Origin of the sequence: Rahnella selenatireducens, assembly GCF_046449555.1 — a bacterium.
Taxonomy (GTDB): domain Bacteria; phylum Pseudomonadota; class Gammaproteobacteria; order Enterobacterales; family Enterobacteriaceae; genus Rahnella; species Rahnella selenatireducens.
The window spans coordinates 348,702-360,550 of record NZ_JBKEZJ010000001.1 but is presented as its reverse complement, the minus strand read 5'-3'; the positions used below and the strand labels follow the sequence as shown (position 1 = coordinate 360,550).

13 protein-coding genes are annotated in these 11,849 nt (G+C 53.9%); 7 read left to right on the top strand and 6 right to left on the bottom strand.

Features of this window, described 5'->3' with window-relative positions; all coding sequences use genetic code 11:
- Positions 1–5: 5 nt before the first annotated feature.
- Positions 6–1,022: a UDP-glucose 4-epimerase GalE gene (gene galE, locus ACLBVC_RS01740; protein ID WP_410147749.1), complete on the bottom strand. Its 1,017-nt coding sequence runs from the start codon at positions 1,020–1,022 to the stop codon at positions 6–8.
- Positions 1,023–1,265: 243 nt separating this feature from the next.
- Positions 1,266–2,171 carry a LysR substrate-binding domain-containing protein gene (locus ACLBVC_RS01735; RefSeq protein ID WP_410147748.1) on the bottom strand — a complete coding sequence of 302 codons (906 nt, stop codon included), beginning with the start codon at positions 2,169–2,171 and terminating at the stop codon, positions 1,266–1,268.
- A 137-nt stretch (positions 2,172–2,308) separates the two neighbouring features.
- On the opposite strand from ACLBVC_RS01735, the gene ACLBVC_RS01730 reads away from it, so the two are divergent.
- On the top strand, positions 2,309–3,073 hold the full coding sequence (locus ACLBVC_RS01730) for a hypothetical protein (RefSeq protein ID WP_410147747.1): 765 nt from the start codon (positions 2,309–2,311) through the stop codon (positions 3,071–3,073).
- A gap of 35 nt (positions 3,074–3,108) precedes the next feature.
- Here the strand turns inward: ACLBVC_RS01730 and modF are convergent, their stop codons facing one another.
- Both modF and modE read right to left on the bottom strand, forming a co-directional pair.
- Complete coding sequence (gene modF / locus ACLBVC_RS01725; protein ID WP_410147746.1) at positions 3,109–4,578, bottom strand: molybdate ABC transporter ATP-binding protein ModF; 1,470 nt, start codon at positions 4,576–4,578, stop codon at positions 3,109–3,111.
- Between the two features lie 246 nt (positions 4,579–4,824).
- Entirely contained in the window at positions 4,825–5,607 is a 783-nt protein-coding gene (gene modE / locus ACLBVC_RS01720) for a molybdenum-dependent transcriptional regulator (protein WP_410147745.1), read from the bottom strand.
- Positions 5,608–5,795: 188 nt separating this feature from the next.
- Between modE and ACLBVC_RS01715 the strand changes: the two genes are divergently transcribed.
- The 4 genes from ACLBVC_RS01715 to modC all read left to right on the top strand — a co-directional run bounded on the left by ACLBVC_RS01715 (position 5,796) and on the right by modC (position 8,892).
- A complete protein-coding gene (locus ACLBVC_RS01715; RefSeq protein WP_410147743.1) occupies positions 5,796–5,954 on the top strand; it encodes an AcrZ family multidrug efflux pump-associated protein in 159 nt (52 codons plus the stop codon).
- A gap of 184 nt (positions 5,955–6,138) precedes the next feature.
- Positions 6,139–6,912: a molybdate ABC transporter substrate-binding protein gene (modA, locus tag ACLBVC_RS01710; protein ID WP_410147742.1), complete on the top strand. Its 774-nt coding sequence runs from the start codon at positions 6,139–6,141 to the stop codon at positions 6,910–6,912.
- 227 nt (positions 6,913–7,139) lie between these two features.
- Positions 7,140–7,829 carry a molybdate ABC transporter permease subunit gene (modB, locus tag ACLBVC_RS01705; RefSeq protein WP_104922867.1) on the top strand — a complete coding sequence of 230 codons (690 nt, stop codon included), beginning with the start codon at positions 7,140–7,142 and terminating at the stop codon, positions 7,827–7,829.
- A 1-nt stretch (position 7,830) separates the two neighbouring features.
- Positions 7,831–8,892, top strand: coding sequence for a molybdenum ABC transporter ATP-binding protein ModC (gene modC / locus ACLBVC_RS01700; protein WP_410147740.1), 1,062 nt, complete (start codon positions 7,831–7,833; stop codon positions 8,890–8,892).
- Here the strand turns inward: modC and ACLBVC_RS01695 are convergent.
- On the bottom strand, positions 8,889–9,143 hold the full coding sequence (locus ACLBVC_RS01695; protein ID WP_195814147.1) for a helix-turn-helix domain-containing protein: 255 nt from the start codon (positions 9,141–9,143) through the stop codon (positions 8,889–8,891). The genes modC and ACLBVC_RS01695 overlap by 4 nt on opposite strands.
- 143 nt (positions 9,144–9,286) lie before the next feature.
- Here ACLBVC_RS01695 and ACLBVC_RS01690 point away from each other — a divergent pair, with 143 nt between their 5' ends.
- Positions 9,287–9,559: a helix-turn-helix domain-containing protein gene (locus tag ACLBVC_RS01690; protein ID WP_218520982.1), complete on the top strand. Its 273-nt coding sequence runs from the start codon at positions 9,287–9,289 to the stop codon at positions 9,557–9,559.
- Positions 9,560–9,622: 63 nt separating this feature from the next.
- Here ACLBVC_RS01690 and ACLBVC_RS01685 read toward each other — a convergent pair whose 3' ends face one another.
- The gene (locus ACLBVC_RS01685; RefSeq protein ID WP_152325467.1) at positions 9,623–10,444 is read right to left on the bottom strand and encodes a pyridoxal phosphatase; all 822 of its coding nucleotides are present in this window, start codon (positions 10,442–10,444) and stop codon (positions 9,623–9,625) included.
- Between the two features lie 181 nt (positions 10,445–10,625).
- On the opposite strand from ACLBVC_RS01685, the gene pgl reads away from it, so the two are divergent.
- Positions 10,626–11,627, top strand: coding sequence for a 6-phosphogluconolactonase (gene pgl / locus ACLBVC_RS01680; protein ID WP_410147738.1), 1,002 nt, complete (start codon positions 10,626–10,628; stop codon positions 11,625–11,627).
- The last annotated feature ends 222 nt before the right edge of the window (positions 11,628–11,849 follow it).

Here is an 11,849-nt window from a genome sequence, read left to right as displayed (position 1 = left end):
CTGCCTTAATCCGGGTAACCCTGCGGGTTTTTCGATTGCCACAGCCAGGTGTCATTGGCCATGTCTTCCAGCGTGCGTGTCACTTTCCAGTGGAGTTCTTTCTCGGCTTTGGACGGGTCAGCCCAGTACGCAGGCAGGTCACCCTCTCGGCGCGGTGCAAACGTGTAATTCACCGGTTTGCCACAGGCTTTGCTGAAGGCGTTAATCACTTCCAGCACGCTCTGGCCGAAGCCAGCTCCGAGGTTGTAAATGTGTACGCCCGCTTTGTTGTGCAGGGTTTTCATTGCGGCGATGTGGCCGTCGGCCAGATCCACCACGTGGATATAATCGCGAACGCCGGTGCCGTCATGCGTCGGATAATCGTTACCGAATACCGCCACTGATTCGCGGCGACCCACGGCAACCTGTGCAATAAACGGCATCAGGTTATTGGGCACGCCCTGCGGATCTTCCCCCATCAGGCCAGACGGATGCGCGCCAACCGGGTTGAAATAGCGCAGCAGAGTCATGCTCCATTCCGGTTCCGCACGTTGCACGTCTTCGAGAATTTGTTCGACCATCAGTTTGCTGCGGCCGTAAGGGCTGGAAGGGTTGCCGGTTGGAAAGTCTTCCACATACGGAGTTTTCGGCTGATCGCCGTACACCGTTGCAGATGAGCTGAAAATCAGGTTTTTAACGCCCGCTGCGCGCATCGCTTCAACCAGCACCAGCGTGCCAGTCACGTTGTTATCGTAATATGCCAGCGGTTTGGCGACGGATTCACCGACGGCTTTCCAGCCCGCGAAATGAATCACGGAATGAATGTGGTGTTCGCTGAAGATTTTATCGAGAAGCGCGCGGTCGCGGATATCGCCTTCATAGAACAGTGGCGTTTTGCCGGTCAGCGTATTGATACGTTCCAGAACGCTGACTTTACTGTTGTGAAGATTATCCAGAATGATTGGCGTATAGCCCGCATCAATCAGTTGCACGCATGTATGGCTACCAATGTAACCGCTACCACCTGTGACTAAGACGTACATATTCGCTCCTCGATGATTATCATGATGCAACGATAACACGCTGCAAGGCTGAAAAAGGTGATCCATCCCCAATAAAATGGAATCGCTTACACAAACAGTTTACCACCTTTCAATGCCGCTATACAGGTGCTGTGCGCCGTACAGAAAGCCTGCGGGAGCGTGCCTGAAGCCATAAATACCGCCAAGTGTAATCGCTTACATTTTGTGGTGTGATTTACCCGCAGCAAGTTTTTGCGTCATTTTTCAGACTCCAGCCGAAGGGAGCGCCGACATTTTATCCAGCAACCAGTGGCGCAGGATCTTGATATCGTCGCGTGTGCTTTTCTCTTTTGTGGTCACCAGATAATAATTTGCACCGGGGAGATGGTGCGGGAAGGGAACGGTGAGGATGCCTTTTTCAATGAAATCACGCGCCAGCAAACTGCTGACAATCGCCACGCCCTGGCCGGCAATCGCAGCCTGAATCGCGTGAGTTTCATCGGTAAAACGCAACCCGTTGTCGATGTTGAGATCCTTCGGGCCGAAGTGCGCACGCCAGTTTTCCCAGTCGGGTGAAGGGCGGGGAATGTGACGATTCTCAACATGAAACAGCGTTACGCCCGTCAGGTCTGCCGGGGTTTTCAGCGCCAGCGCCGGGCTGGCGACCAGAATAAACGTGTCGTGATACAGCAGTGTGGGATCCAGCGACGCATCGGCAGATTCGCTGTAACGGATCGCCACATCCACGGTATTACGCGTTAAATCCACCAGTTCAATGCCGGTGTGCAGCCGCAAATCCATCGCCGGTGCTGCCTGTTTTAAATCTGCCAGCCGCGGAACCAGCCAGTGCGTCAGAAAATTCGAGGTGGTCGTCAGCGTCAGCGCAGGCGGTAATCCGGCGTGATGAATTTCTTCCACGGCAGCCTGTAAACCGGCAAAAGCCTGGCGCGTCGCCTGCTGCAAAACTTGCCCGGCGGCGGTCAGTTTCACCTCGCGGGCGTTGCGTTCAAAAACGGCGGTGCCCAGCGCCTCTTCCAGAACACGGATCTGGTGACTGATCGCCGTAGCCGTCACGCCGATTTCTTCGGCAGCGCGTTTAAAGCTGGCCTCCTGCGCCACCGCATCGAATGCTTTCAGTGAACCCAGAGGCGGTAAACGGATTTTCTTCATGATGAATTATTTTCATCCTTGGCTGAAATCTATGACTTTGAATGTCCTAAAATAGGCGGTGTAAGCTCCTTTATCAACACGATCAGGATGAATAACGTTCATCCTGACATGGAAGGGTTTCGATTAAGGAGTACTGTATGTCTGCCATTAATTTCCGGGTGCCAGCGCTGGCCTTTTCGCTCGGCGCTTTGTTTATTCTGTCGCTAACCATGACGCTGCTGGGGGTGGCGCATCAGGGGCTGGACACGCCGGTAACGCACAGCTTTGCGGGCGCGGCGGCCATATTTTTCACGCTGTTTATGATCAGCGAGCGTTATAACCCGCAGCCGCTTTTGCCGCAGACCTTGCGGGTTTGCACCGAATTGCAGATAAGCCTCTGGACCAGCGTTTTCTTTGCCGCCCTTTGCGGACCGGCCTTCTTCCTGCTGGCCTGGCTGCTGAAAAACAGTTACGGTTTTGGTTTGCTGCAAATTCTCCTAAGCCTTGCGCTGATCTTGCTGATGGTCCGGGCGGGCCATGCGTTGGGAGAAAAGCTTCAGGCCGAATTCACCCGTGATAAACGCCTGCTTCTGGGCTTTACGCTGGTCGCCGCCGGAACAGGAATGATTGCTGTGATGCCGGAAGGCAGCGCGTTCTGGCTGGCGCCGCTGCCCGCGATGACCCTCAGCGGTCTGGGGCTCGGGATGGCGAATCACGCCAGAAATGTCAGGTTGCAGGTGATTGCGGCGCAGGGAAGGTGGCTCAACGGCGTGGCGCTTATCGCCAGCACTGTGGTTACACTGGCGTTGCTGACGATGATTGTGACGATTTATCCGGGTTACGCGGGACTGGAAAACGGATTCACGCTGTTGGGGATTTTTGCCCTGGCGGGCATGGTGGTGGCGCTGATGGCCGAGGCGTAAAACCGCCCACCGTGAACCGGAAGGCGGGAAAAAAATCAGAGCGCGTCAATCTGATAACAGTAGATATCGCCTTCAGGGATAAAACTCAGGCGGTGCGTAATGCACTCCGGCGCATCTTCCGCGTGGTGCGAAACGAACAGCAATTGTGTGTCGCCTTCACCAATCAGAATATCGACGAAACGGCGCACCAGCTGGCGGTTTATCGGATCCAAACCCTGCAACGGCTCGTCGAGGATCAGCAGCGCCGGATGTTTGACCAGCGCGCGGGCAATCAGCGCCAGACGTTGTTGCCCCCACGACAGGCTGTGGAACGGCGTGTCACCGGCATTGCCGACGAGGCCGAGCAATTCCAGCCACTGATTTGTGAGCAATCTCTGGCGATCAGAAACCGCCTGATAAATGCCAATCGAATCGAAGAAACCCGACGTGATCACGTTGCGGACGCTGGTGCTAACGCGGTAATCCAGATGCAGGCTGCTGCTGACATAACCGATGTGGCGCTTGATGTCCCAGATGGTTTCACCGCTCCCGCGGCGGCGGCCAAACAGCGTCAGGTCATTGCTGTAACCCTGCGCGTGATCCCCGGTGATCAGGCTGAGCAGCGTCGATTTCCCTGCGCCATTCTGCCCGGTGATCTGCCAGTGCTGACCGTGATCAACCTGCCAGCTTAAGTTATGCAGGATCGGTTTATCGTTGTATTGCACCACACCGTCGCGCAGTACGATCAGCGGAGAATCCTGTGGCGGCGTAACGCGCGCCGTCGGATCTTCTGCTTCCGGCACTGCCATGCCGCTGAGGCTTTCGCTGTGCGCCAGCTGTGCGACCAGCGCATCAGCCATGACCTGTTCGCGCGGGCCGACGGAGGCCAGGGTGCAATCCGCCAGCACCCCGACGTTTTGCACAAATGACGGAATATCGTCGAAGCGGTTGAGCACCAGCACCATGGTCTGGCCTTCGCCGGAAAGGGTTTCCAGCAACTGTGCCAGCTGTGCGCGGGCATTGACGTCGAGCCCGTCGAACGGTTCATCGAGCACCAGCAGATCTGGCCGCTGCATCAGTATCTGACACAGCAGCGTCTTGCGGGTTTCACCGGTGGATAAGTATTTAAACCGGCGATCGAGTAATTTTTCGAGCCCAAACTGCGCGGCAAGGGCAGCGCAACGGGCAGGATCGCGCACTTCTTCCTGAATGATTTCCGCCGTCGTACGGCCGGTATCGTCTTCCCCTTCACTCAGTAAATCGGTGTTATTGCGTTGCCATTCATCGGCGACCAGTTTCTGGAGTTGCTCAAACGACAGGCGAACGATGTGCGGAAAACTGTTTTCACGCGTACCTTTCAGCAGGATTATATCGCCCGCCAGTGCGCGGGCCAGCGCGGATTTACCGCTGCCATTCGAGCCGACGAATGCCCAGCTATCGGCCTGATGAATACTGAGATCGGAAAGTGCGAGGGTTCGGGTATCGCTGAGGCGAAAAACGCCTTGCGAGATATGCAACGAGGACATTGTTCATCCCTTTTTCCCGTCATACTTCAAGTTACATGTGCGTTGGCTACGTTCACTCACCCGAATCACTTACTTGTGTAAGCTCATCGGGATTCACTCTCTTGCCGGCTGCCTGAAACTCGAATTATTTAGGGAAATGAATTTTGATTGATAAATTAAGGGATAAGCGCTGCACTCTCTCAAGTCAATTGACAATTATGCAAAATGTTAACGCTGATTCTGCAAGATTTTGATTTTTTTATCTTTTCAGCACAACGTGGCGATGATCACCTTGTCATCATCAAACTGTGCAAAGACACTCTGGCCGGTTTTCAGTGCCAGACGGTCAACGTCGCTGTTGGGCACCGTGGCGCACAGCGTTTCGCTGCCCGGTAATTTCACCAGTACTTCGCAGTTGCTCTCACCGCGCTGAATACTGATGACGTCACCCTGCAACGCGTTATGCGGATTTTCTGCCGTATAGCCGAGCGTGATCCACGGCGCTTTGATCAGCACCAGCACTTCTTTGCCCGGCGTCAGTGCCAGACGGTCGGCGCTTTGCTCGGTGATCGCCGCACGAATTTGCGTTTTGCCGTCGGCCAGCATGATGTCAATATGCTGCTGAACAACCTCATGCGAACGGTCAATAACGTTGCCGAAAAACTGATTGCGGGCGCTGGTTTGTAGTGAGAAACGCGAAATCGCCGCAAGCAGGCTGTCGAGCGGCAGGGAGTCTTCTTTCAGTACATCAAAGGCTTTTTGCTGGATTTGCGCCAGCAGTTCATACAGCTGAATCAGGCGTTCGCCGTAAGGCGTCAGTACGGCACCTCCGCCACCTTTACCGCCGGTGCTGCGGTCAACCAGCGTCTGGTCTGCCAGCTGATTCATTTCGTTGATGGCATCCCATGCGCTTTTATAGCTGATGCCCGCGAGTTTCGCGCCCTGACTGATCGAGCCGGTATGGCGTACCTGGCGCAGCAATTGGATGCGGCGCGGATCGGCGAACAATCGCTGCTGAAGTTTAAGGGTTAAGAGAATTTCGGCTTGCATTGCAGCGTCCTTATTAGAATCATTATTCATTGTCGCCGTTAAACCCACACGCAGGCAAGTTGGCTAAATGCTAAAGTAATCACAGTCCCGTACTGTTATTATCCGCAACAGATTGATTTTTCGTTTTGACTTCAAGCACGAAGTCCAACACTGCCTTCGGGCCGTTCAGCCAGTTAAGTGAGGCTATCATGTTAGAATTATTAGAAAGTTTGCTTTTCGCCGCCATCATGGTACCGATTTTCATCGCGGTGATCCTGGGGCTGATCTGGGGTCTGGGCGAAGTTTTCAACGTTATCTCCAAAGTCGGCCACTCTAAAGAGTCCCGAAATACCCCGTTAGTAAAATAAGCGAAGGGGTTAACCCGCTTTTCGAAGAGCCCGGCCATTGCGCCGGGCTTTCTATTTTCAGGGTGAGATCAAGAAACCGCAGGTTCTTCCCGCCTGCGGGGATAAAACGGATGACATCATTTTTTTCGCCGCTATATTGGTGGTTACATAACGTAATATCTATTCATAAGGAAGAAGAAAACTGATGAAAACCTCATGGGGCAAACTGCTCACCGCGACCGTCATGGTGGCCGGTCTGGGCGTTCAGGCTCAGGCTGCTGAAAAAATTACGGTCTTTGCCGCCGCGTCGCTGACCAATGCATTGCAGGATATCGCCACGCAATATCAGAAAGGGAAGGGCGTGCAGGTTGTCTCCTCTTTCGCTTCCTCATCAACGCTGGCGCGTCAGATTGAACAGGGCGCACCGGCGGATATGTTCATCTCTGCCGATCAGCAGTGGATGGATTACGCCATCAGCAAACAGGAAATCGTCGATAACACCCGTTACACCCTGCTGGGCAACGAATTGGTACTGATTTCTGCGAAGAGCAGCAAAATCGATAAAGTCGATATTTCTGAAAAAACCGAATGGACCAAGCTGCTGGGCGACAGCCGTCTCGCAGTGGGCGACCCGGACCACGTTCCGGCCGGTATTTATGCGAAGGAAGCCCTGCAAAAACTGGGTGCCTGGACCACGCTGGAACCTAAACTGGCGCGCGCCAGCGACGTTCGTGCGGCCATGGCGCTGGTAGAACGCGAAGAAGCGCCACTGGGTATCGTTTACGGCTCTGATGCGGTCGCCAGCAAAAAAGTTAAAGTGGTGGGCATCTTCCCGGCAGCCAGCCACAAGCCGGTTGAATATCCGATGGCGATTGTGAAAGGCCACGAAAATGCCACCGTCAGCGGTTTCTATGATTATCTGAAAACGCCGGCGGCCGCTGAAATCTTCAGGAAATACGGTTTTACTCCGCGCGGATAATCCGTTTCTCGCTGAAACCCTTAAGTCATCCCTCCGGGGATGACTTCATATTTGTTCCACGTTGTTATGTAATACTGAAGCGCTGATCCTTTCCTGATATCGCGAACGCAAAATGCCCCGAGCACCCAATCTTGCGTCGCCCTGTGGCGGCTGATTAAAGGCTTTACCTTTTTTGCCGATATTTTATGTTTACGGCTTCACATTTTATTCAGGACAAATGAACCGACATGATGTTGAGTGAATATGAGTGGCAGGCGGTACTTCTCAGTTTGAAGGTCTCGAGCCTGGCCGTTGTTTGCAGTCTGCCGCTTGGTATTCTGATGGCGTGGATTTTGGTCCGCTGCCGCTTTCCCGGCAAATCCCTGCTCGACAGCATTATCCATCTGCCGCTGGTATTACCGCCGGTGGTCATTGGCTATTTGCTGCTGGTGGTGATGGGGCGACGCGGCGTGGTGGGACAGTGGCTCTATAACTGGTTCGGCTTCAGTTTCAGTTTTAGCTGGCACGGTGCCGTGCTGGCGTCCGCTGTTGTGGCGTTTCCACTGATGGTGCGGGCTATCCGCCAGTCGCTTGAGGCCGTCGATCCTAAACTTGAGCTTGCTGCCCGGACGCTCGGTGCGTCGCCGTGGCGGGTATTTTTCACCATTACGCTGCCGCTCTCGGTGCCCGGCGTCATCGTCGGCATCGTGCTGGCTTTCGCCCGTTCACTGGGTGAGTTTGGCGCGACCATCACGTTTGTTTCCAACATTCCGGGGGAAACGCGGACCATTCCGCTGGCGATGTATACCCTGATTGAAACCCCCGGCGCAGAAAGTGCAGCCGCACGGCTTTGTGTGCTGGCGATCTTGTTGTCTCTGGCGGCGCTACTGATTTCTGACTGGCTGGCAAAACGCAGCCGCATACGGCTGGGAGGCTGAAATGCTTGAACTCGATTTCAGCCAGAAGCTGGGTAATTTGGATTTACAGATTTCACAGGAACTGCCAGCGCAGGGTATTACCGCGATTTTCGGATTGTCCGGTGCGGGCAAAACGTCCCTGATCAACGCTATCGGCGGGCTGACTAAACCCGACAAGGGACGCATTGCGCTCAACGGGCGAATTTTATCCGACACGCAGAACAACATTTTTCTGCCGCCTGAAAAACGCCGCGTGGGATATGTTTTTCAGGATGCGCGCCTCTTTCCGCATTATCGCGTGCAGGGAAATCTGCAATATGGCATGGCGACGTCGATGCGCGGCCAGTTCGACAACATCGTCCGTTTGCTGGGTATCGGTGCTCTGCTTGACCGTTTCCCGCTGACGTTGTCCGGCGGCGAAAAACAGCGCGTGGCGATTGGCCGTGCGCTGCTGACCGCACCGGAAATTCTGCTGATGGACGAACCGCTGGCGGCGCTGGATCTTCCGCGTAAACGCGAGCTGATGCCCTATCTGGAGCGTCTGGCGCAGGAAGTCAGCATTCCGATTTTGTATGTGACGCACAGCCTGGATGAGATTCTGCGTCTGGCGGAAAAAGTGATGGTGCTGGACGCTGGTAAAGTGCTGGCGATGGGGGCGCTGGAGGAAGTGTGGGCGAGCAACGTCATGCGTCCGTGGCTGCCGAAAGAAGAGCAGAGCAGCGTGCTGAACGTCAGCGTGCTGGAACATCATCCGCGTTACGAAATGACGGCGCTGGCGATTGGCGACCAGCGTTTATGGATCAGTAAAGTGGAAGAGGCGCCCGGCACGCCGTTGCGCGTGCGCGTGAATTCCACCGACGTTTCGCTGGTGCTGCAACCGACCGCCAACAACAGCAGCATCCGCAATATTTTGCCCGCGAAAGTGCTGGAATGTCTGGACGTGGGCAATCAGGTGGAAGTGAAACTGGCGATGGCCGATCATATTCTCTGGGCACGCATTACGCCGTGGGCACGCGATGAACTGATGGTGCGTTCAGGTCAGTGGTTGTATGCGCAGATTAAAAGTGTGTCGGTGAACCGTTAAGCTTTTGACGCGTGATACAGCGCCAGAACTTTTTCGGCGAATTCGTCATCGATAATATAGAAATAACACTCCGGCACATTCAGCACGCGGGCGAAATGACACATAGTGTCGAAGTTCGGGCTGTAGGTGCCGTTTTCATATTGTGAAACCCGCGAACGCGCGGTGCTTTCATCAATTCCTGCCATAACGCCGAGTTTTTCCTGCGTCAGTTTCGCCTTTGTTCGGGCAGATTTCAGTCTGTATGAGATCATCGTCAATAACCACAAAAAGAATATTGACGTTATGTTTAGCATTACTTAACATCATTGTTGTTTAGAGTTACTAGACATCGTAAGGTGAAAGTGTAGTTCACTTTCCTGAATGCCGTACAAACAACAAAGGATGAACGATGAGAATGGAAGATGACTGGCACCCGGCAGATATCATCGCCGGGTTACGTAAGAAAAGAACCACGCTGGCGGCGGTATCGCGGGAAGCCGGTTTAGGTTCCTCGACGCTGGCAAATGCGCTGGCGCGTCCGTGGGCAAAGGGCGAAATGATTATCGCTAAAGCGTTGGGCGTTCCACCTTCGGCTATCTGGCCGAGCCGGTATTTTGATGCACAGATGCGGTCAATTCCGCGCTGCATACGCTCCGTGAAAATCAAACCCGAATTAAAGACAGACTGATGATTTTGTGGCAGAAAAAACGCCTTCCTCTGTAACAGGGGAAGGCGCGAAAAAGCGCAGGGATTAGTTCAGGACTTTCGTGCGGATAACGTCTGCAATGCCCGGCGTTTCGTGGTCGCCAATGACCAGCGCCGCGCGTTCTTTTATCGCATCCGCCGCATTGCCCATTGCCACGCCCAGACCGACATTTTCCAGCATGCTCAGGTCGTTGTAGTTATCGCCGAACGCGACCACATCCTGCATGCTCATCCCCTGAGATTCGACCCATTCCTGCAAGCGACGGCCCTTGCTGTTGCCGCCTTTCGCCACGTCTACCTGATCATGCCATGACCATTCGCAGGCCAGACCCAGATCGTTTTCCACCTGTGCGGCAAATGTGTGCAGCGCGTCCAGATCCTGATGCGATGTGGCGAATTTCCAGATGGACTGCGCTTCGTCTGCGGCTTCACGCAGGCTGTTGACCTGAACGATATTTGGGCGCTGATGTTCCGGCAGGCTTTGACCCCAGGCAATCGAACGGGTCACGTGGCCGCTTGGCTGCTGATACAGCATTGCATCATCGACATACAACAGGCCGTGAATACCGTGATGATCGAGCAGGTCGATCACTTTCTTCGCTTTCACACTGTCGAGCGGATCGGAAGTTAACACCTTACGTGCCTGATAATCATACAAATAAGTCCCGTTACAACAGATAGCAGGTGTATCGAGTTCTAATGCCTGATAAAACGGATGGATTGCCACATGATGGCGACCGGTGACGACAACCACTTTAATGCCTTGTGCGCGGGCATCGGCCAGCGCAGCAAGAGATTCTGGAAGAATACGTTTTTGACGGTCCAGCAGGGTACCGTCGAGATCGAGCGCAATAATGCGATAAGTCATGAGCAGTCCATCGTAATTGTGGGTGGATCGAAGAAATTATCATCATGTTACCGTGTTAAGCCTGCTAATTAAACCTTGGATCCGGCACCTTTAGTGCCGCCAGTGCGTTGAGTTATCGTGTTAACCTGAGCTACGCTTTTTAAAAGTCTACCCACTCATTCGGTTTTAATAAGGAGATGTGATGAAGCAAGTCGTCTACGTTGCCAGCCCTGATAGCCAGCAAATCCACGCTTTTCGTCTGGCGGATAATGGTGAACTGAGCCTGCTGCAAACGGTGGAAGTACCGGGACAGGTTCAGCCGATGGTTATTCATCCTGATGGTCATCGTTTGTATGTCGGCGTGCGCCCGGAGTTTGGCGTGCTGACGTACCGCATTGATCACGAAGGGAAACTGGAAGAAGCCGCGATGGCTCCACTGCCGGGCAGCCCGACGCATCTGGGGATCGACCTTCAGGGGCGCTTTGTGTTCTCGGCTTCTTACAGCTTCAATAACGTCAGCATTCATCCGCTGGATGAAAAAGGCCACGCGCTGGCTCCGGTTCAGGTTCTGGAAAACATTCAGGCACCGCACTCTGCCAATATCGACCCGACCAACCAGTTGCTGATGATCCCGGCGCTGAAAGAAGACCGCATTCGTCAGTACGACTTCAGCCAAAAGGGCGAAGCGACGCCACATCAGACCGCCAGCGAGCTGCGGACTGTCGAGGGTGCCGGTCCGCGCCACATGGCGTTCCACCCGAATCATCATTTTGCCTACTGTGTAAATGAGCTCAACAGCAGCGTTGATGTGTACCAGAAAGACGTCGGCACCGGCGAATATCGTCAGGTTCAGACGCTGGGTATCATGCCTGATGATTTCGCCGGAACCTGCTGGGCGGCTGATTTGCACATCACGCCGGACGGAAAATTCCTCTACGCTTCTGACCGCACGGCCAGCCTGATTTCTGTGCTGTCGGTTTCCGAAGATGGCAGCGAACTCACGCTGACAGGGCACCATGCGACGCAGACGCAGCCGCGCGGTTTCAATATCGACTTCACCGGTCAGTATGTGATCACAGCTGGCCAGAAATCCGATGCCATTGAAGTGGCGAAAATTAATCCGCAAAACGGCCAGCTTACCACGCTGAAAACTTACCCGGTGGGCAAAGCGCCGATGTGGGTAAGCATTCTGGAAATTGATTAATTACACTGGTTTATTGGTGAGATTGTCTAATGTTTTTTGTTTTATCTCCCAATAATACCGCTATGGAATAATGATCAAGCCCCTGTAATAAGGGGCTTTTTTATTACCTGAACCTTTCGGGTGATTGATAAGAAATATTTTAACTTCCCTCTAAATGTTAACCATTGCCGGTCGATAACTCTCCCGTTATCCACTTATTCTTCGGTGGCAATGCCACTTCAG